15 protein-coding genes are annotated in these 19,518 nt (G+C 71.4%); 4 read left to right on the forward strand and 11 right to left on the reverse strand.

The genetic code is table 11. From position 1 onward, the window contains the following. Window positions 1-49: 49 nt before the first annotated feature. A complete protein-coding gene (locus ACLJT4_RS17970) occupies window positions 50-667 on the forward strand; it encodes a YceI family protein (protein ID WP_411123287.1) in 618 nt (205 codons plus the stop codon). Between the two features lie 250 nt (window positions 668-917). Here the strand turns inward: ACLJT4_RS17970 and cimA are convergent, their stop codons facing one another. The 6 genes from cimA to ureA all read right to left on the reverse strand — a co-directional run bounded on the left by cimA (window position 918) and on the right by ureA (window position 8,548). Then, window positions 918-2,528: a citramalate synthase gene (cimA, locus tag ACLJT4_RS17975; protein ID WP_411123288.1), complete on the reverse strand. Its 1,611-nt coding sequence runs from the start codon at window positions 2,526-2,528 to the stop codon at window positions 918-920. A 282-nt stretch (window positions 2,529-2,810) separates the two neighbouring features. After that, a complete protein-coding gene (locus tag ACLJT4_RS17980) occupies window positions 2,811-4,127 on the reverse strand; it encodes an MFS transporter (RefSeq protein ID WP_411123289.1) in 1,317 nt (438 codons plus the stop codon). Between the two features lie 153 nt (window positions 4,128-4,280). Further along, window positions 4,281-4,898 carry a TetR/AcrR family transcriptional regulator gene (locus ACLJT4_RS17985; protein WP_233658476.1) on the reverse strand — a complete coding sequence of 206 codons (618 nt, stop codon included), beginning with the start codon at window positions 4,896-4,898 and terminating at the stop codon, window positions 4,281-4,283. Between the two features lie 42 nt (window positions 4,899-4,940). After that, on the reverse strand, window positions 4,941-5,981 hold the full coding sequence (locus ACLJT4_RS17990; RefSeq protein ID WP_411123290.1) for an agmatine/peptidylarginine deiminase: 1,041 nt from the start codon (window positions 5,979-5,981) through the stop codon (window positions 4,941-4,943). Window positions 5,982-6,149: 168 nt separating this feature from the next. After that, window positions 6,150-7,832: an urease subunit alpha gene (locus ACLJT4_RS17995; protein ID WP_275467567.1), complete on the reverse strand. Its 1,683-nt coding sequence runs from the start codon at window positions 7,830-7,832 to the stop codon at window positions 6,150-6,152. Between the two features lie 8 nt (window positions 7,833-7,840). Continuing rightward, window positions 7,841-8,548, reverse strand: a complete 708-nt coding sequence (gene ureA / locus ACLJT4_RS18000; RefSeq protein ID WP_411123291.1) for an urease subunit gamma — start codon at window positions 8,546-8,548, stop codon at window positions 7,841-7,843. A 267-nt stretch (window positions 8,549-8,815) separates the two neighbouring features. Between ureA and ACLJT4_RS18005 the strand changes: the two genes are divergently transcribed. Beyond that, entirely contained in the window at window positions 8,816-10,267 is a 1,452-nt protein-coding gene (locus ACLJT4_RS18005; RefSeq protein WP_411123292.1) for a cytosine permease, read from the forward strand. A gap of 92 nt (window positions 10,268-10,359) precedes the next feature. Here ACLJT4_RS18005 and ACLJT4_RS18010 read toward each other — a convergent pair whose 3' ends face one another. Together ACLJT4_RS18010 and ACLJT4_RS18015 are read right to left on the reverse strand one after the other, a co-directional pair. Then, window positions 10,360-11,466, reverse strand: coding sequence for a branched-chain amino acid aminotransferase (locus ACLJT4_RS18010; protein WP_411123293.1), 1,107 nt, complete (start codon window positions 11,464-11,466; stop codon window positions 10,360-10,362). Window positions 11,467-11,839: 373 nt separating this feature from the next. Beyond that, entirely contained in the window at window positions 11,840-12,880 is a 1,041-nt protein-coding gene (locus ACLJT4_RS18015; RefSeq protein ID WP_233658472.1) for a 3-isopropylmalate dehydrogenase, read from the reverse strand. 141 nt (window positions 12,881-13,021) lie between these two features. Between ACLJT4_RS18015 and ACLJT4_RS18020 the strand changes: the two genes are divergently transcribed. Next, window positions 13,022-14,635 (forward strand): purple acid phosphatase family protein, encoded by a 1,614-nt coding sequence (locus tag ACLJT4_RS18020; RefSeq protein WP_411123294.1) that lies wholly within the window; start codon window positions 13,022-13,024, stop codon window positions 14,633-14,635. A gap of 77 nt (window positions 14,636-14,712) precedes the next feature. On the opposite strand, the gene ACLJT4_RS18025 is transcribed toward ACLJT4_RS18020, so the two are convergent. The 3 genes from ACLJT4_RS18025 to ACLJT4_RS18035 all read right to left on the reverse strand — a co-directional run bounded on the left by ACLJT4_RS18025 (window position 14,713) and on the right by ACLJT4_RS18035 (window position 17,992). Next, window positions 14,713-14,844, reverse strand: coding sequence for a hypothetical protein (locus ACLJT4_RS18025; RefSeq protein WP_016575025.1), 132 nt, complete (start codon window positions 14,842-14,844; stop codon window positions 14,713-14,715). Between the two features lie 335 nt (window positions 14,845-15,179). Further along, window positions 15,180-16,820 carry an L-glutamate gamma-semialdehyde dehydrogenase gene (gene pruA, locus ACLJT4_RS18030; protein ID WP_411123295.1) on the reverse strand — a complete coding sequence of 547 codons (1,641 nt, stop codon included), beginning with the start codon at window positions 16,818-16,820 and terminating at the stop codon, window positions 15,180-15,182. Between the two features lie 245 nt (window positions 16,821-17,065). Further along, the gene (locus tag ACLJT4_RS18035) at window positions 17,066-17,992 is read right to left on the reverse strand and encodes a proline dehydrogenase family protein (protein ID WP_411123296.1); all 927 of its coding nucleotides are present in this window, start codon (window positions 17,990-17,992) and stop codon (window positions 17,066-17,068) included. Window positions 17,993-18,196: 204 nt separating this feature from the next. Between ACLJT4_RS18035 and ACLJT4_RS18040 the strand changes: the two genes are divergently transcribed. Beyond that, window positions 18,197-19,513 (forward strand): PucR family transcriptional regulator, encoded by a 1,317-nt coding sequence (locus ACLJT4_RS18040; protein ID WP_411123297.1) that lies wholly within the window; start codon window positions 18,197-18,199, stop codon window positions 19,511-19,513. Window positions 19,514-19,518: the final 5 nt, after the last annotated feature.

Below are 19,518 nucleotides of genomic sequence, written 5' to 3' on the forward strand. Positions count from 1 at the left end.
CGGCACGCGCCGCCCGCCCCTCCCCCGCTCCGTCCCCGAGGAGAACCCCATGTCGCTGTTCCGCAAGCGCCCCACCGCCCCCGCACCCGCCGCCGCCCCCGCCGCCGTCCTGGACGTGGACCCCGCACTGGCCGCCCTGACCGGCGACTACACCATCGACCCGGCCCACAGCAGCATCGGCTTCACCGTCCGGCACGCGATGGTCACCAACGTCCGCGGTTCCTTCGGCGAGCACGAGGGCGTACTGACGCTGGACGGCAGCAACCCGGCCGCGTCCACCGCCCACATCGACGTCAAGATCGCCAGCATCGACACCGGCATCGGCGACCGCGACGGGCACCTCAAGAGCCCCGACTTCTTCGACGCCGAGCAGTTCCCCCTGATGTCCTTCCGCTCCAGCGCCGTCGAGCAACTGGACGCCGAGACCTACCGCATCACCGGCGACCTCACGATCAAGGACGTCACCCGCCCGCTCGCCATCGACCTGGCGTTCAACGGCGCGGCCACCGACGTCTACGGCGCCCAGCGCGTCGGCTTCGAGGGCAACGCCGAGATCCTGCGCTCCGAGTGGGGCCTGACCTGGAACGCGGCGCTGGAGACCGGCGGCGTAATGGTCAGCGACAAGGTCAAGCTGACGTTCGACATCTCGGCGGTGAAGGCGGGCTGAGGGGGTGGGGGTGGTTGGAGGGGATGGGCCTCGGCCGCATTCCGGGCAGGGCCCCTCCCTCTCCCCAACCGGAGGAATCCCCACCCCCAAGGAGACCAGAGCAAGCCCCCACCCCCGGTGGGCTCCCACCCGCGCGGCCAGGCCCCTCCCCCACCTCCACCGCGCATGCGGCGAAGGTAGCCCTCCGCGCCGTTCCTCGCCGGCGCCTGTGGACAACCGTGGCCCGCGGGCGCGCGACGAGGGGGGCCGGTCAGTCCTGGGGCTCGACTCCGGCCCGCAGCAGCCCGTAGGCGTAGGCGTCGTCCAGTGCCTGCCAGGACGCCGCGATGACGTTCTCGGCGACGCCGACGGTGGACCATTCGCCGCGGCCGTCGCTGGTGGAGACCAGGACCCGGGTGATCGAGCCGGTGCCCAGGGCGCCCTCCAGGATGCGGACCTTGTAGTCCACCAGTTCCATCGTGGCGAGTTGCGGGTAGATCCGCTCCAGGGCGACCCGCAGCGCCCGGTCCAGCGCGTTGACCGGGCCGTTGCCCTCGGCGGTGGCCACGATCCGCTCGCCCTTGGCCCAGAGCTTCACGGTCGCCTCGTTGGCGTGGGTGCCGTCCGGGCGGTCCTCGACGATCGCGCGCCAGGACTCGACGGTGAAGTAGCGCAGCTGCTTGCCGCCCGCTTCTTCGCGGAGCAGCAGCTCGAACGAGGCGTCCGCGGCCTCGTAGGTGTAGCCCGCCAGTTCCCGTTCCTTGACCCGCGCGACGACCCGGCCGACCAGTTCGCGGTCGTCGCTCAGGTCGATCCCGAGTTCCTTGCCCTTGAGCTCGATGGAGGCGCGGCCGGCCATGTCGGAGACCAGCATCCGCATGGTGTTGCCGACCAGGGCGGGGTCGATGTGCTGGTAGAGGTCCGGGTCCACCTTGATCGCGGAGGCGTGCAGTCCGGCCTTGTGGGCGAACGCGGAGACCCCGACGTAGGGCTGGTGGGTGGACGGGGTGAGGTTGACGACCTCGGCGATGGCGTGCGAGATGCGGGTGGTCTCGGTGAGCTTGCCGGGCGGCAGCACCTGCCGGCCGTACTTCAGCTCCAGGGCGGCGACGACCGGGAAGAGGTTGGAGTTGCCGACGCGTTCGCCGTAGCCGTTGGCGGTGCACTGGACGTGGGTGGCACCGGCGTCGACCGCGGCCAGGGTGTTGGCGACGGCGCAGCCGGTGTCGTCCTGGGCGTGGATGCCGAGTCGGGCGCCGGTGTCGGCGAGGACGGTGCGGACGACCGCGGTCACCTGTGCCGGGAGCATCCCGCCGTTGGTGTCGCAGAGCACGACGACGTCGGCGCCGGCGTCGCTGGCGGTGCGCACGACCTGCTTGGCGTAGGCCGGGTCCAGGGCGTAGCCGTCGAAGAAGTGCTCGCAGTCGAGGAAGACCCGGCGGCCGTGGGAGCGCAGGTGCGCGACGGTGTCGCGGACCATGGCGAGGTTCTCCTCGGGCGTGGTGCGCAGCGCCAGTTCGACGTGGCCGAGGTGGGACTTGGCGACGAGGGTGATGACCGGGGCCTGCGAGTCCAGCAGTGCGGCGACCTGGGGGTCGTCCTCGACCCGGACGCCGGCCTTGCGGGTGGCGCCGAAGGCGACCAGTTGGGCGTGTTGGAGGTCGAGTTCGGCGCGGGCGCGTTGGAAGAACTCGGTGTCCCGCGGGTTGGCGCCCGGCCAGCCGCCCTCGATGAAGCCGACGCCGTAGTCGTCCAGGTGCCGGGCGAGGGTCAGCTTGTCGGCGACGGTCAGGTTGATGCCCTCGCGCTGTGCGCCGTCGCGCAGCGTGGTGTCGAAAACGTGGAAGTCGTCGGAGACGGCGGCTTCGGGTGCGTCCGTCATGCTGGTCTGGCTCCTGTCGGGTCTCGGTCTACCGGAATGCCCGGTTCCACCGTCCCTCCATGATCCCGCGCGCTGCGCTCCCGGCGTCGGGTGGGTCCGGGAAACGAAAAGACCCCTCGCGGGTGCGAGAGGTCTGCGCGCGGGTCTGGGACGACGATGGCCGCACCGTACGGGGGTCGTACGGGCGGTCACTGCGGACCGGCGCGCCTGCTGCCAATAATCATGGCGAACGTGAGCACGGGGGCAGTCTGGCACACGACCGCCCCCGTGCCCCGGTCCGTCTCAGGATGCGAGCACGCGGTCCGTGGTGCCGTCGCCGGCGTCCCTGCCGAGCCGTTGCAGGTCGATGGTGCGGGTCTCGCGCATGGTCAGGTAGACGATCAGGGAGACCGCCGCGCAGCCGGAGACGTACCAGTAGAAGCCGGACTCGATGCCGCCGTTCTTGAACCAGAGGGCGACGTACTCGGCGGTGCCTCCGAAGAGCGCGTTGGCGATGGCGTACGGCAGGGCGACGCCCAGGGCGCGGATGCCGGTGGGGAAGAGTTCGGCCTTCACGCAGGCGTTGATCGAGGTGTAGCCGGTGACCACGACCAGGGCCAGCATGGACAGGCCGAGCGCCGGCCAGAAGGAGCCGGCGTGCTTGAGCAGCGTCATGATCGGCACGGTGAGGAAGGTCGAGCCGATCGCGAAGGTGATGAGCAGCGGGCGGCGGCCGATCCGGTCCGAGAGCCGGCCGGCCAGCGGCTGGAGGCACATGAAGAGGAACAGTGCGCAGAAGCTGACCAGGGAGGCGGTGGGCTTGGACAGGCCGGCGGTGCCGGAGAGGTACTTGGTGAGGTAGGTGGTGTACGTGTAGTAGGCGACGGTGCCGCCCATGGTGAGGGCGATGACGAGGAACGCCTCGCGCCTGTGGGCCCACAGGGCCTTCATGGTGCCGCGGTCGGGGTCGGTCTGGGCGTGGTCGTCGTCGGCGTAGACGTCGGTCTCCAGCATATTGCGGCGCAGGTAGAAGACGATGCCGGCGCCGAGTGCGCCGACGATGAAGGGGATGCGCCAGGCCCAGCTGTGCAGTGCCTGTTCGGACATGCTGCGCTGGAGGATGATCTGCAGGCCCAGGCCCAGCAGTTGGCCGGCGGTCATCGACACGTACTGGAAGCTGGAGGCGAAGCCGCGGCGGTCGGGGGCGGAGGCTTCGGTGAGGTAGGTGGCGCTGGCGGCGTACTCGCCGCCGACGGAGAGGCCCTGGAGCATCCGGGCCACGAGGAGCACGGCGATGCCGCCGTAGCCGGCGACCGCGTAGGTCGGGGCGACGGCGATGAGGACGGCCGAGGCGGACATCAGGGTCACGGTCAGGGTGAGCGCGGCCTTGCGTCCCCGGCGGTCACCGACCCGGCCGAGCAGCCAGCCGCCGACCGGGCGCATGAAGAAGCCGACGGCGAAGATCCCCATGGTGTTCATGAGGTTGGCGGTGTCGTTCCCCTTGGGGAAGAACGCGTCGGCGAAGTACACCGCGAAGCTGGCGTAGACGAACCAGTCGAACCACTCGACCATGTTGCCGGCGGAGCCGACCCAGATCTTCTTCCATTGCTCTCGTCCCATAGCCGATCACGGTCGCCGAGAGCGGCGTGCTGGGCAAGGGTCGGGGCGGCAACGATCGCGCGTACTTGCGTGCGTTGTGGTCACGGGCGCGGGGCGTCAACGGCCGGGCGGGTGGTGGGTCGGTCGGGCCGGGTGGTGGGTCGGTCGGGGCGGTCAGTCCGTCGGCGGGGTGAGTCCTTCGTCGAGGAACTGGCGGACCTCGCGGCCCACCTGGGCGCGGTCGGTGCCGGGGAGGCCGACGACGAGGTGGGTGCCGAAGCCGTCGAGGAGGGCGCGGGTGCGGGTGGCGAAGCGTTCCGCGTCGACGGCCCGGAACTCGCCCTTGGAGGCGCCCTCGACGAGGAGGGCGACCAGGTCGCGGTGCCAGGCGAGCTCCAGGTCGAGTTGGCGTTCGCGGGTCTCGTCGTCGGCGTTCTGGGAGCGGACCCAGACCTCCAGCCACAGCGTCCAGCGGGGGTCGCGGTGGCCTACGGGGAGGTAGAGGTCGACGAGGGCGTCCAGGCGCTCGCGGACGGGGCCGCGGCGGGCGAGGGCGGCTCGGCGTTCGGCGCCGAGCTGCTCCTCGCTCCACTGGAGGGTCTGTAGCAGCAGTTCGTCCTTGGTACCGAAGTAGTAGAGGATGTGGCCGCTGCTCATGCCGACCTCGCGGCCCAGTCCCGCCATGGTGAGCCGGTCCAGTCCCTCGGCGGCGATGGTGGCCATCGCCGCGGCCAGCACCTGTTCGCGCGGCTGGCTGAGCCGCCGCCGGGGGCGGCGTACGGGTCCGGGCACGGGGGCCTCCGGGGTAGGGACGGGCGGTGGGTCAGAGGTGCCTCAGACCTTTGGTTGCTGCTGGGTGATGCAGTGGATGCCGCCACCCGCTGCGAAGATCGTACGGGCGTCCACCAGGGTGACGGTGCGGCCGGGGAACAGCCGGCGGAAGATCGCGGCCGCTTCCTCGTCGCGCGGGTCGTCGAAGGCGCACAGGACGATGCCGTCGTTGCACTGCAGGTGGTTGATGTAGGAGTAGTCGACGAGTTCGCCGTCCTCCTTGATGACGGTGGGGGCCGGGACCTCCACCACCTCCAACTGGCGGCCCCGGGCGTCGGTGGACGCGCGCAGTGCCTTGACGATCTCGTTGCAGATCGCGTGGTCGGGGTGGTCGGGGTTGGGCTGGGTGTGGACCATCACCACGCCGGGGCGGGCGAAGGCGGCGACGATGTCCACGTGGCCGCGGGTGCCGAACTGGCCGTAGTCGGCGTAGAGGCCGCGGGGCAGCCAGATGGCCTTGGTGGTGCCGAGGTGGGCGTGGATCTCGGCCTCGACCTCTTCCTTGGTGCGGCCGGGGTTGCGGCCCGGGTCGAGCTGCACGGTTTCGGTGAGGAGCACGGTGCCCTCGCCGTCGACGTGGATGCCGCCGCCCTCGTTGACGAGTGAGGTGGCGTAGCGGCGGGCGCCGGCGAGGTCGGAGACCTGTTCGGCTATCTTCGCGTCGCGGTTCCAGGCGGCCCATTCCTGGGCGCCCCAGCCGTTGAACACCCAGTCCACGGCGGCGAGTTCGCCCTGGTCGTTGGTGAGGAAGGTGGGGCCGATGTCGCGCATCCAGGCGTCGTCGAGGGGGCGTTCGACCAGGTCGATGTCGTCGCCGAGCAGGGCGCGGGCGCCTTCCAGCTGGCCGGGGCCGGCGACCACGGTGACCGGTTCGTACTGTCGGACGGCGCGGGCGACCGCGGCCCAGGCGGCGCGGGACTCGGCGAGGGTGTCGCCGTCTTCGGTGCCGAAGGTGAAGTTGGGGCCGGGCCAGGCCATCCAGGTGCGCTCGTGCGGGGCCCACTCGGGGGGCATGCGGAAGCCGTCGGCGGCGGGCGTGTTCATACGGGGTCCTCGGTCCTCGGGTGGTGTGCGCGGGGGTCGCGGAGCGGAAGGTGGTGGGCGGGGCCGTGTACCGGTGCGTCTGTAACAGTGTTACGGAGTGGGTGGTACGGCGGCCCCGGGCGTGGTCGGCGGAGTCTCGTCGGTGCGGGCCGGGCTGCGGCGGGCGCGTCAGAGGAAGTAGAGCCTGGACAGGGAGACGGTGTCGGCGGGTTCGGAGCGCATGGGGTCGCCGTCGAGGGTGACCAGTCCGGTGCGTTCATCGACTTGGACGTCGCCGACCCGGGCGTTGTGGATGAGGTTGCGGGGGCCGATGCCGCGGGTGCCGCGGACCGCGACGCGGCGGCGGCGGGTGGGCATGCCGTCGTTGCCCTGCGCGACCGCGGCTCCGGCGACGAAGGCCACCGAGATCTCGGCGGGCGTCGCCCCGTGCGCACCGAACTGCGGCCCCAACACCAACGGTTCACACGTGTCGGTAGCCGCATTGGGATCACCGGTCACGCCGTAGGCCGGGAAACCGGACTTCAGCACCAACTGTGGCTTGGCACCGAAGAACTGCGGTTTCCACAACACCACGTCCGCCATCTTGCCGACCTCGATCGACCCGATCTCATGCGACAGACCGTGCGCGATCGCCGGATTGATCGTCAGCTTCGCGACATACCGCAGAACACGCGCGTTGTCGTCATGTGCGCCGTCGCCGTCCATCGGACCCAACTCGGCCTTCATCTTCCCGGCCATCGCGAAGGTGCGCCGCACCGTCTCACCGGCCCGCCCCATCCCCTGGGCGTCGGAGGAGGTGATGCCGATCGCGCCGAGGTCGTGCAGCACGTCCTCCGCGCCCATGGTGCCGGCCCGAATCCGATCCCGGGCCATCGCCGCGTCACCGGGCAGATCCGTCTTCAGATCATGAACCGACACGATCATGCCGTAGTGCTCGGCCACCGCGTCCCGCCCGAACGGCAGCGTCGGATTGGTCGACGAACCGATCACGTTCGGTACACCGGCCATCTTCAACACGTTCGGCACGTGCCCGCCACCACACCCCTCGATGTGGAAGGCGTGAATGGTCCGCCCGTCCAACACGCGCAGGGTGTCCTCGACCGTCAGGCACTCGTTCAGACCGTCACTGTGCAACGCGACCTGCACGTCGTACTCCTCGGCCACCCGCAACGCGGTGTCCAGAGCCCGGGCGTGCGCACCCATGTCCTCGTGCACCTTGAACCCCAGCGCGCCCCCCTCGGCCAACGCCTCGACCAACGGCGCCTCACCGGACGACGAACCACGGCCCAGAAAGCCGATGTTGACCGGCCAGGCGTCGAAGGCGTTGAACGCGTGCCGCAACGCCCACGGCGAGTTCACCCCGACCCCCCAGACCGGGCCGAACTCCTGCCCGATGATCGTGGTCACGCCGGAAGCCAGCGAAGCCTCCATCACCCGCGGCGACAGCAGGTGCACGTGGGTGTCCACGGCGCCGGCCGTGGCGATCATGCCCTCACCGGAAACGATCGACGTCCCCGTGCCCACCACGACGTCGACCCCGTCGAGCGTGTCGGGATTACCCGCCCGACCGATCGCGTGGATACGACCCTCACGAATCCCGATCGACGTCTTGCGGATGCCCTGCACCGCGTCGATCACCAGGACGTTGCTGATCACGACGTCGCACGTCTCGCGCAGCGACGCGGCCTTCAGATGCATCCCGTCCCGGGCCGTCTTGCCGAAACCGGCCAGGAACTCCTCACCCGGCTTCTGTGAGTCCGACTCGACGCGGACGACCAGCCCGGAGTCGCCCAGGACCACCCGATCACCGGCACGCGGACCGTGAACCGACGCGTACTCGTAAGGGTCGATGCTCGCGCTCACGCCTGCTCCTCCGCTCCCAGGTAGCCACAGGCCACAGCCCGTCGCAGCGCCTCGCGCTTCGCCCCCGGCGCATCCAACGGTCCGTCCACCAGACCCGCGAACCCGATCGCGACCCGCCCACCACCGATCGGCACCAAACCGACCTCCGCCGCACCACCCGGATCAAACCGCACCGACGAACCCGCCGGCACGCACAACCGCATGCCGTAGGCGGCCGCACGATCGAACTCCAACCGCGGGTTGGCCTCGAAGAAGTGGAAGTGCGAGGTGACACTGATCGGCACGACCGCCGTGTTGCGGACGGAGATCACCACTGCGGGTTCGGCCTCCGGATCGGCCGGGCCGGGCAGTACGGCGCCGGGCACGAGCGGCGCCGCGTCGCCGGTCGGTGCGGCGGGTACGGCGCCGATCGGGTCGGTGACCACCGCGAGCCGGGAGCCGTCGTCGAAGACCGCCTCCACGTGCACCTCGGTGACGACGTCGGCCACCCCGGGCAGGACATCCTCGGGGCCCAGCACGCTGCGGGCCGCCTCGATGGCCTGAGCGAGGCGGCGCCCGTCCCGCGCCGCCTCGCAGACTGTGTCCGCGATCAACGCGGTCGCCTCGGGGACGTTGAGCTTCAGGCCGCGGGCCCGGCGCGCCCGTGCCAGTTCGGCCGCGCCGAACAGCAACAGTCGGTCGCGTTCCGTGGGGGTGAGCCGCATCCTGTCACTTCCTCCCGCTCGATTTGAGCATCACTCTAACTTGGAATTCATCGTTCCGAAAGCATTGACCTAGGCAGCACCCGTGCTTCATATTGAGCGTCGCTCTAGAAGATGGCTTGAACTGATCGTCTTTAGAGCATCACTCAAATGATCTCGCACCAGCGAGCCCGCGCTTCGTAGACACCACCGAACGAAGCTCTTGTCCACGACGGAGCACCGCGCCCAGCACCGCTTCTCACACCTGTTCCGGCCTCTCAGGGGAGCCTCATGCCGATAGAACAACGCGGAGTCGACACGATCCCGGACGAGGAACGCACCAGTAGGCCTCGCGACCTCGTCTCCATCCTTCTCGGCTCGAACCTCGCACTCGGCGTTGTGATCTTCGGCTGGCTACCGGTCTCCTTCGGCCTCGACTTCTGGGGCTCGGTGAGCTCCTTGGCCGCCGGCACCCTGGTCGGCGCGCTGCTGACCGCACCGCTCGCCCTGGTCTCGCTGCGCAGCGCGACCAACCTCTCCACCAGCAGCGGCGCCTTCTTCGGCGTCCGCGGCCGCCTCATCGGCTCGGTGATCGGCCTACTGCTCTCGCTCGGCTACACCGCACTGACCCTCTGGGTCGGCGGAGACGCCATGGTCGGCTGTCTGCACCGCCTCATCGGCCTGCCCGCCGACGGGGCGGCGTACACGATCGTCTACGCGGTGCTGGCCGCCGCCACCGCCATCGGCGCGGTCTACGGCTACAAGGTGCTGCTGCGGCTCAGCAAGGTGCTCTCGGTCGGCCTGACGATCCTGCTGGTGATCGGCGTCTTCGCCTTCGCGCACCACTTCAGCACCGGATCGATCCCCGGCGTCCACTACGCGCTGGGCGGCTACTGGCAGACCTGGCTGCTCTCCGCGGTCTCCGCCGGCCTGAGCGGCCCGATCGCCTTCATCACCCTGCTCGGCGACTACAGCCGCTACATCTCCCCCCGCCGGCACCGCTCCAAGGCGGTCTTCGGCGCCACCTACATAGGTCTGGTCCTCGGTCTGCTGGTGCCGCAGCTGTTCGGCACGTTCAGCGCGCTCGCGGTCGGCGCCGGCTCCGACTACGCCGGGCCGCTGGTCGCCGGCGCACCCCTGTGGTACCTGGTCTTCCTGCTGCTGAACGCCTCCGCCGGCTCGGCCGGCAACTCCGGCCTGATGCTCTACAGCATGGGCCTGGACCTGGACGCGATCCTGCCGCGCGCCACCCGCACCCAGGCCACCTACGTCGTCGCCGCGCTCTCCACCGCGCTCGTCTACGTCGGCCACTTCCTGTGGGACGCGCAGAACGCGATGACCGCCTTCGTGCTGCTGATGACCGCCATCGGCACTCCGTGGGCGGTCATCACCGTGATCGGGTTCGTCCGCTGCCGCGGCGTCTACGACCCGGACTCGCTCCAGGTCTACAACCGCGGCACGGTCGGCGGCGTGTACTGGTTCAAGGCCGGCTGGAACGTCCAGGCCACCCTCGCCTGGGCCCTGGGCTCCGCGGTCGGCCTGCTGGCCGTGGGCTCCCCCTACGAGGGGCCGCTGCTGAAGTACACCGGCGGGATCGACATGAGCTTCCTACTGGCCGCCGCCACCGCCGCGCTCGTCTACCTGCTGCTCATCGCCCGGCAGCCGCGCCCGGACCCGCCGCTGCGCGCAGCCGCGGCCACCGCGCCGCCCGCCGCCGCGGAGACGCCCACCAAGGTCGGCTGACCACCGCCCGCGACGCGCGGCGCATCGACGAAGGCCGCCCCGGCACGATGCCGGGGCGGCCTTGCCGTGCGTACGGACCAGGGGCCCACGCGTCAGCCGATGGAGTGCATCCAGCCGTGCTCGTCGGCGGTCACCCCGCGCTGGATGTCCAGCAGCGCCTCGCGCAGCTTCAGCGTGACCTTGCCCGGCTCGCCGCCGGACTGGGTCCACTCGACGCCCTCGCGCTTGACCGTGCCGACCGGCGTGATCACCGCGGCGGTGCCGCAGGCGAACACCTCGGTGAGCGTGCCGTTGGCGGAGTCGTTCTGCCACTGGTCGATGGAGACCCGCCCCTCCTCCGACTCGAAGCCCAGGTCGCGGGCGACGGAGAGCAGGGAGTCACGGGTGACGCCGGCGAGCAGCGAACCGGTCAGCTTCGGGGTGACGATCACCGGCTTCTCGTTGTCCGCAGCGCCGTAGACGAAGTAGAGGTTCATCCCGCCGAGCTCCTCGACCCAGGTGTGCTCCACCGCGTCGAGGTAGGCGACCTGGTCGCAGCCGCGCGCCGCGGCCTCGGCCTGGGCGAGCAGCGACGCGGCGTAGTTGCCGCCGGTCTTGGCGTCGCCCATGCCGCCGGGGACGGCCCGCACCCGGTCCTCGGACAGCCAGATGGAGACCGGCTTGACGCCGCCGGGGAAGTACGCGCCGGCCGGCGAGGCGATCACGACGAAGAGGTACTCGCTGGCGGGCTTGACGCCCAGCCCCACCTCGGTGGCGATCATGAAGGGGCGCAGGTACAGCGACTCCTCGCCGCCGTGCGCCGGCACCCAGTCCTTGTCCTGCCGGACCAGCAGGTCGCAGGCCTCGATGAAGGTCTCGACCGGCAGCTCGGGCATGGCCAGCCGGCGGGCGGACGCCTGGAAGCGGCGGGCGTTGGCGTCCGGGCGGAAAGTGGCGACGCTGCCGTCGGGCTGGCGGTACGCCTTGAGGCCCTCGAAGATCTCCTGCGCGTAGTGCAGGACGTTGGTCGCCGGGTCGAGGGAGAGCGGCCCGTAGGGCACGAGCTGCCCGTCGTGCCAGCCCCGGCCCTCGGTCCACTTGATCGTCACCATGTGGTCGGTGAAGTGGCGGCCGAAGCCCGGGGCGGCCAGGATCTGCTCCCGCTCCGCCGCGGGCAGCGGGTGCGAGGAGGGCTTGAGCTCGATCGTCGGCGTCGTCATGTATGCGTGTCCTTCACTGCGGTGGTCCGATGCCTGGGGGCGCTCCCCCACCAGCGTGCGCTGCGGAGGGTCACCGGCCCAGCCCTACGGCCGGGGGTCGGGGAGGTCGCCCGCTCACGGCACCAGGGGTTGGGAGCGGCCGCGCGCACTGTGGGTAGTCGGTCGTACCGGTCGTTACTGGGACGTCCGACTTTCCCGCCGCACGGCGGCCCCTCGTCCGATTATCGCTCGCGGGTGTCCGCCGTCGGAACCGGTGTGCGCGGCCCGCGTCAGATGGTGGCATCCAACCCGCCGGTAGCCCAGACGGGGTCAATGCGGACAGCGCCGGACCGTGGACCGGCCCGGCGCTGGGGTGCTGCTGGTGCGTCGGGCGTCAGCCCGCTACGCGTGCGGCGATGGCGTCGCCGATCGCGTCGGTGGTGCGGGCCGCACCGTCCCGGGCCTCCAGGTCGGTGGCCACCTCCGCCTCGATGCGGGCGGCCTGCTCCTCGAAGCCGAGGTGGCGCAGCAGCAGCGCGACGGAGAGGATCGTGGCGGTCGGGTCGGCCTTGCCGGTGCCCGCGATGTCCGGTGCGGAGCCGTGGACGGGCTCGAACATCGACGGGAAGTCGCCGGTGGGGTTGATGTTCCCGGAGGCGGCCAGGCCGATGCCGCCGGTGACGGCCGCGGCGAGGTCGGTGAGGATGTCGCCGAAGAGGTTGTCGGTGACGATCACGTCGAACCGCTCGGGCTGGGTGACCAGGAAGATCGTCGCCGCGTCGACGTGCAGGTAGTCGGTGGTGACGTCGGGGTACTCCTGGCCGACCCGGTCGAAGATCTTCTTCCACATGTGGCCGGCGTAGACCAGGACGTTGTTCTTGTGGACCAGCGTCAGCTTCTTGCGGGGCCGGGCGTTGGCCCGCTCGTAGGCGTCGCGGACGACCCGCTCCACGCCGTAGGCGGTGTTCACGCTGACCTCGGTGGCGACCTCGGCCGGGGTGCCGGTGCGCAGGCTGCCGCCGTTGCCGGTGTACGGGCCCTCGGTGCCCTCGCGGACGACGACGAAGTCGATGTCGGGGCGGCCGGCGAGCGGGGTCGCGGTGTTCGGGAACAGCTTCGAGGGGCGCAGGTTGACGAAGTGGTCGAAGGCGAAGCGGAGTTTGAGCAGCAGCCCGCGCTCCAGGACGCCGGACGGCACCGTCGGGTCGCCGATCGCGCCGAGCAGGATCGCGTCGTGCTGCTTGAGCGCCTCCAGCTCCGCGTCCGGCAGGGTCTCGCCGGTCCGGTGCCAGCGCTTGGCCCCGAGGTCGTATTCCTTGGTTTCCAGCTTGACGTCCTGCGGGAGGACCGCGGTCAGGACCTTCAGGCCCTGCGCCACGACTTCCTGGCCGATACCGTCACCGGGGATCACTGCGAGGCGAATGCTGCGAGACATGCCTGGACCCTACTCTCCGTCCCAGTGATTGACACGTAACGTCCGACATGCGGACATCGTCGCCTGGTGCACGAGCAGCGGCCATCCCGCGTTCACCCCGGCGCCGCACGACCGTCGGCCGGCACTGTGAGATTCGGCCACATGACTGCACATCCCCGGGGGGAGCGCCCGCTGCCCTCGCACACCCCCCGCGTCGGCATACCGGAGCAGCTCGCGGCCCGGATGACGATGCCCGAGCAACACGAGTACCTCCGCACCAAGCTGACCCGCCGGGGGCTGCTGCGCAGCTCCGCGGTGACCGCCGGCATGGTCGCCGGGGGCGGCCTGCTCGCCGCGCCCGCCGCGCAGGCCGCCGGGCCGGTGCTGCTGTCCGCGCCCGCCACCACCGCCGTCGACGGTCACCTGGTGGCCCCGTTCGGCCGTCACCTCGCCTTCGGCGCGGACCCGCGGAGCCAGATGCGCATCGGCTGGCAGGTGCCGTTCGCGGTCAAGCGGCCGTACCTGAGGGTCGGCGTCAAGCCGTGGGACCTGGGCCGCAAGGTGCCGGCCGAGGTGCGCCACCTGCACACCCCGTCGCTGTCGGCCAAGCTGCCGGCGGTCGACCAGTTCTACCTGCACGCCGCGCTCGACGGCCTGCGCCCGGGGACCACGTACTACTACGGCGTCGGCCACGACGGTTTCGACCCGGCCGATCCGCGTCACTTCTCCACCGTCGGCACCTTCCGCACCGCGCCGGCGCGCGCCGAGAAGTTCGTCTTCACCGCCTTCGGTGACCAGGGCGTCAGCTACCACGCCCTCGCCAACGACCAGTTGATCCTGGGCCAGAACCCGTCGTTCCACCTGCACGCGGGCGACATCTGCTACGCCGACCCGGACGGCCAGGGATCCGAGCACGACACCTACGACGCCCGCGCCTGGGACCAGTTCCTCGCCCAGACGGAGACCGTCGCGAAGTCGGTGCCGTGGATGGTGACCACCGGCAACCACGACATGGAGGCGTGGTACTCGCCCAACGGCTACGGCGGCCAGTCCGCCCGCTGGTCGCTGCCGACCAACGGCCCGGACCCGGAGCGGGCGCCCGGCATCTACTCGTTCACCTACGGCAACGTCGCCGTCGTCGCCCTGGACGCCAACGACGTCTCCTACGAGATCCCGGCGAACGCGGGCTACACGCAGGGCCGGCAGACCCGCTGGCTGGACCGCCGGCTCGGTGAGCTCCGGGCCACCGTCGGCATCGACTTCGTGGTGGTCTTCTTCCACCACTGCGCGTTCTCCACCACCAACTCGCACGCCTCCGAGGGCGGGGTCCGCGACGCCTGGCTGCCGCTCTTCGAGAAGCACCAGGTGGACCTGGTGGTCAACGGCCACAACCACGTCTACGAGCGCACCGACGCCATCAAGGGCGGTCGGGTCGCGAAGCGGGTCCCGATCGGGGAGACCGTGGACGCCGCGCACGAGGGCATCGTGTACGTGACGGCCGGCGGGGCCGGGAAGTCGCTCTACGACTTCCCCGTGCCGGACAGCTACGAGGGCCACGTCAAGGACCTGGACCACGTGGACACCTACCACTGGGTCAAGGGCCGGGCGAAGGCCAAGGAGACCGTCGAGTGGTCCCGGGTCCGCTACACCGGCTACTCGTTCCTCGCCGTCGAGGTCACCCCGGGCGCCCGTCCCCGGATGGCGGTCACCGCCCTCGCCGAGTCGGGCGAGCGCGTCGATCACTTCGAGGTGACCCGCTCCCGCCGCCGGAGCTGACCGCCCGCACCGCCGCGCCAGGGGCGCCCGGGACCACGGTCCCGGGCGCCTTCGTGCGTGTGCGGGGTGGGCGCTGCTCAGTGACCGGTGGAGCCGCCGTTGTCCCGGCGGTCGAGCGCGCGCTGGAGGGCGGCCGCGGCGTTGCGGCGGTCGGCGTCGTTGATCTGACGGGAGGAGTGACGGGTCCTGCGGACGGTGGTGTCGGCCATGATGCGCGTCTCCCATGCCAAAGCCCCGAGAACGGTCGGGTGCGTCGATGAAGAGGGGTGGGTGGTGCGAGTGGCCGGAAGGGCGGGGGCCCCGGCGCCGCAGGGGTCACCTGCGCGGGCGCACCGGGCCGCATCCGCATTCGCTGGTGGAGCGATACGTTCGGCTCCTACAAAGCTAGGACAGCCCGGCCGTGATGTCTGCACAATTACTTGGGCTTCCTACTATTTGAGACGGCGATCATGAACGGGCCGGGTCCGGACGCGGTCCGGCGCCGCCCACGGCCGCGGCCCGGCACCCCTGGAAGGGGCACCGGGCCGCGGGCGGGCAGGGGGCGTCAGCCCATGTGCGGGTAGCGGTAGTCGGTCGGCGGGACCAGGGTCTCCTTGATGGAGCGGGTGGAGGTCCAGCGCATCAGGTTCTGCTTGGCGCCGGCCTTGTCGTTGGTGCCGGAGGCGCGGCCGCCGCCGAACGGCTGCTGGCCGACCACGGCGCCGGTGGGCTTGTCGTTGATGTAGAAGTTGCCGGCCGCGAAGCGCAGCTTCTCGCAGGTGGCGGCGGCGGCCGCGCGGTCCTGGGCGATCACGGCGCCGGTCAGGCCGTAGGCCGAGGCGGACTCCATCTGGTCGAGCATGGCCTCGTAGCCGCCCTCGGTGGAGTCGTCGTAGACGTAGACGCCGAGGATCGGGCCGAAGTACTCGTCCTTGAAGATCTCGTTCTCCGGGTCGGTGGAGACCAGGACCGTCGGCCGGACGAAGTAGCCCACGCCGTCGTCGTAGGTGCCGCCGGCGACGACCTCGACGGTCGGGTCGGCCTTGGCGCGGTCGATCGCCGCCTTGTTCTTGGCGAACGAGCGCTCGTCGATGACGGCGCCCATGAAGTGCGCCAGGTCGGTGACGTCGCCCATGGTCAGGGCGTCGACCTCGGCGGCGAACTCCTCCTTGAGGCCGGCGTTCCACAGCGACGCCGGGACGTAGGCGCGGGAGGCCGCGGAACACTTCTGGCCCTGGAACTCGAAGGCGCCGCGGGTCATGGCGGTCTTCAGCACGGCCCGGTCGGCCGAGGGGTGGGCGACGATGAAGTCCTTGCCGCCGGTCTCGCCGACCAGACGGGGGTACGTCTTGTACTTCTCGATGTTGGTGCCGACCGTCTTCCACAGGTACTGGAAGGTCTTGGTCGAGCCGGTGAAGTGGATGCCCGCCAGGTCGGGGTGGGTCAGGGCCACCTCCGAGACGTCCTTGCCGTCGCCGGTGACGAGGTTGATGACGCCGGGCGGCAGGCCGGCCTCCTCCAGCAGGCGCATCAGCAGCACCGCGGCGAAGGTCTGCGTGGGGGACGGCTTCCAGACCACCACGTTGCCCATGAGGGCGGGGGCGGTGGGGAGGTTGCCGGCGATCGCGGTGAAGTTGAACGGCGTGATCGCGTAGACGAAGCCCTCCAGGGGGCGGTGGTCCGAGCGGTTCCAGACGCCGGGGGCGTTCGCCGGGGGCTGCTCGGCCAGGATCTGGCGCGCGAAGTGGACGTTGAAGCGCCAGAAGTCGACGAGCTCGCAGGGCGTGTCGATCTCGGCCTGCTGGGCGGTCTTGGACTGGCCGAGCATGGTGGCGGCGGCCATCGTCTCGCGCCAGGGGCCGGCCAGCAGGTCGGCGGCCTTGAGGATGATCGCGGCCCGGTCGTCGAAGGACATCGCGCGCCAGGCGGGGGCGGCGGCCAGCGCGGCGTCGACCGCTTCCTGGGCGTCCTGGACGGTGGCGTTGGCGTACGTGCCCAAGCGGGCGGAGTGGTGGTGCGGCTGTACGACGTCGAAGCGTTCGCCGCCGCCCATCCGCCGCGCGCCGCCGATGGTCATCGGCAGCTCGATGGGGTTGCCGGCCAGCTCCTTGAGCTTGGCCTCCAGGCGGAAGCGCTCCGGGCTGCCCGGGGCGTAGCTGTGCACCGGCTCGTTCACCGGCACGGGGACCTGGGTCACAGCGTCCATGGTGGCCATGTCTCCTTACGCTTGCGATCGTCGGTTCGCGATCGTTTCCGTTGTCGTACGTCGGTGTACGTCGGTCGTGCCGAGGCCGCTGCCACGGCGGGTGGCCGGGGGTGACCGGCGGTGGGGATGCCCGTCCCGGTACGTTCCCCCGCCCCCCAGGATCCACCCATACGGTGCCAAAAGAACCGCAGAGGCGGGTCCCGGGTCGGCCGGGGTCTCCCCCGGCCGCAGGTGTGGGGAGGTCCTCAGCCGCGGGTGGCCAGGGACCGCAGGAAGAACGCGAGGTTGGCCGGGCGCTCGGCGAGGCGGCGCATGAAGTAGCCGTACCAGTCGGTTCCGTAGGGGATGTAGACCCGCATCCGGTGGCCCTCCTCGACCAGCCGCTGCTGCTCCGCCTCGCGGATGCCGAACAGCATCTGGAACTCGTAGTCGGCGGGCTTGCGGCCGTTGCGGTGCGCCAGTTCCTGGGCGATGGCGACCATCCGCGGGTCGTGCGAGCCGACCATCGGGTAGCCCTGCCCGGCCATCAGGATCTTCAGGCAGCGCACGTAGGCCCGGTCGACCTCCCGCTTGTCCTGGAACGCGACCGTCGCGGGCTCCTTGTACGCGCCCTTGACCAGCCGCACCCGGGAGCCCTCCCCGGCCAGTGCGCGGCAGTCGTCCTCGGTGCGGAAGAGGTACGACTGGAGCACCGCGCCCGTCTGGGGGAAGCGCTCGCGCAGCGCGCCGAGGATGGCGAGGGTGGAGTCCACGGTGGTGTGGTCCTCCATGTCCAGCGTCACGGTGGTGCCGGCTTCGGCGGCGGCTTCGACCACCGGAGTGACGTTGCGCAGTGCGAGGTCGTGTCCGCCGGACAGCGCCTGGCCGAAGGCGGAGAGCTTGACCGACATCTCGGCCCGGGCGCCGAGCCCCAGTTCCTTGAGGGCGCCGGCGAGCTGGAGGTAGGCGTCGCGGTTGCGCAGCGCCTCCGCCGGGTCGGTGATGTCCTCGCCGAGATGGTCGAGGGTGACCTCCATGCCGCGGGCGGCCAGCAGCCGCACGGCCGCCATCGACTCGTCCAATCGCTCGCCCGCGACGAACCGCTCGACCACGGGGCGGGTGACCGGAGCGGCCGCGACGACGCGGCGGATGCTGTCGCTGCGCGCGGCGGCGAGGAGCACGGGACCCAGCATGGGGCACCTCCACGATTCAGGATGACAAATGCCGGGGCGGCGCCGATCGGGCGGTCGCGGCGGCAAGATGAGCCACCTGAAATTTAAGGATCTCGCCACTTTCCGGCCATCGACAGCTGTCACGCCTTCGTGGCCGGCATCTCAGACAGATGTATGAGAATGGGAGGCAGGTGACGGCAGCGACAGGAGAGGGGTCGGGCGGCGGTGCGCGGGGACTACCAACAGTTGGTGGACGAGATCTCGGCGGCGCTCGGGGCGCCGGCGACGCTGGAGGACCGGGACTTCCAACTGATCGCGTTCGGCGCGCACGAGAGCGAGGACGACGAGGTCATGGACCCGGTGCGGACCCGTTCGATCCTCCAGCGGCGGTCCTCGGCGGCGGTGCGCGCATGGTTCGAGGCGTTCGGCATCGCCCGCGCCACCGCGCCGCTGCGGATCCCCCCGGACCCGGCGGCCGGGGTCTTCAAAGGCCGGATCTGTCTCCCCGTACGGCACCGCGGGGTGGTGCACGGGTACGTGTGGCTGCTGGACGACGGCCATCTGACCGGCCTGGAGCTGGGCGGCACGAGCGCCCCGCCCGACCCCCGGATGGCCCAGGCGATGGAGATCGCCGCGCGGATCGGCGCACTGCTGGCCGACGAGTCCCGGGCCGGTTCCGAACTCGCCCAGGTGTTGCGGGAGTTGCTGGCCTCCCGGGCCGCCGGTCGGGCCGCCGCGGCGGCCGCGCTGCGGGACGCCCTGCGGGACACCCTGCGCTTCACCCCCGGCACCCCGCTCACCCTGGTGGCGGTCCTGCCCTGGGACGCCGCCGCCACCGACACCGCTCCGCTGCCCAGCCTGCCCGGGCTGCTCGCGGCCTGCCCGCTGCCCACGGCCGCCGGCGGCCCGCCGGCCGGCGCGGACCGCCCGGACGCTCCCGCCGGAGCCGGGGCCGGAGCCGACGCCGACGCCGACGCCGGCCCCGCACGGACCGAGCCCGCACTGGCCGCGCTCGTCCGGCTGCGCCAGACCGGGTCGCTGACACCGGCGCACACGGCCGCCGAGCACCTGCTGCGCTCCCCACGGGCGGGCGGCCCCCCGAGCCCGGCCGGGCGGGCGGGGGCCCGCCCCTCCCGGACCGCCGCCGGGATCGGGCTCGCCACCCGGGAGCTCACCGACCTGGCGACCTCCTGGCGGCAGGCCCTGGACGCGGCCCGCGCGGCCCGCGCCGAACCCCGGCTCGGCCCCGTCGCCACCTGGCACACCCTCGGCGCCTACCGGATGCTGACCGCCCTCCCGGCCACCCCGACCGACCCCGCGGTCGGGCCGCTGCTGGCCCCCGCGCACGCCGAACTCGCCCGGACCGCCGAGGCGTTCCTGGACTGCGCGGGGCAGGCCGGGCGCACCGCACAACAGTTGGGCATCCACCGCCAGACGCTGTACTACCGCCTGGGCCGGGTCGAGAAGCTGACCGGCCTCGACCTGGACGAGGGCGCGGACCGGCTGCTGCTGCACATGGCGCTGAAGGCGGCGCGGCTCTGAAGGCG

It is taken from the genome of Streptomyces sp. x-19 (genome assembly GCF_046549115.1).
Lineage (GTDB): Bacteria > Actinomycetota > Actinomycetes > Streptomycetales > Streptomycetaceae > Streptomyces > Streptomyces albulus_C.

What these genes read in the sequence shown, in the direction of transcription:
- ACLJT4_RS17970 (WP_411123287.1), top strand. Translation starts at nt 50, where the DNA reads ATGTCGCTGTTCCGCAAGCGCCCCACCGCCCCCGCACCCGCCGCCGCC.
- cimA (WP_411123288.1), bottom strand. Translation starts at nt 2,528, where the DNA reads ATGACGGACGCACCCGAAGCCGCCGTCTCCGACGACTTCCACGTTTTC.
- ACLJT4_RS17980 (WP_411123289.1), bottom strand. Translation starts at nt 4,127, where the DNA reads ATGGGACGAGAGCAATGGAAGAAGATCTGGGTCGGCTCCGCCGGCAAC.
- ACLJT4_RS17990 (WP_411123290.1), bottom strand. Translation starts at nt 5,981, where the DNA reads ATGAACACGCCCGCCGCCGACGGCTTCCGCATGCCCCCCGAGTGGGCC.
- ureA (WP_411123291.1), bottom strand. Translation starts at nt 8,548, where the DNA reads ATGCGGCTCACCCCCACGGAACGCGACCGACTGTTGCTGTTCGGCGCG.
- ACLJT4_RS18005 (WP_411123292.1), top strand. Translation starts at nt 8,816, where the DNA reads ATGCCGATAGAACAACGCGGAGTCGACACGATCCCGGACGAGGAACGC.
- ACLJT4_RS18010 (WP_411123293.1), bottom strand. Translation starts at nt 11,466, where the DNA reads ATGACGACGCCGACGATCGAGCTCAAGCCCTCCTCGCACCCGCTGCCC.
- ACLJT4_RS18015 (WP_233658472.1), bottom strand. Translation starts at nt 12,880, where the DNA reads ATGTCTCGCAGCATTCGCCTCGCAGTGATCCCCGGTGACGGTATCGGC.
- ACLJT4_RS18020 (WP_411123294.1), top strand. Translation starts at nt 13,022, where the DNA reads ATGACTGCACATCCCCGGGGGGAGCGCCCGCTGCCCTCGCACACCCCC.
- ACLJT4_RS18025 (WP_016575025.1), bottom strand. Translation starts at nt 14,844, where the DNA reads ATGGCCGACACCACCGTCCGCAGGACCCGTCACTCCTCCCGTCAGATC.
- pruA (WP_411123295.1), bottom strand. Translation starts at nt 16,820, where the DNA reads ATGGACGCTGTGACCCAGGTCCCCGTGCCGGTGAACGAGCCGGTGCAC.
- ACLJT4_RS18035 (WP_411123296.1), bottom strand. Translation starts at nt 17,992, where the DNA reads ATGCTGGGTCCCGTGCTCCTCGCCGCCGCGCGCAGCGACAGCATCCGC.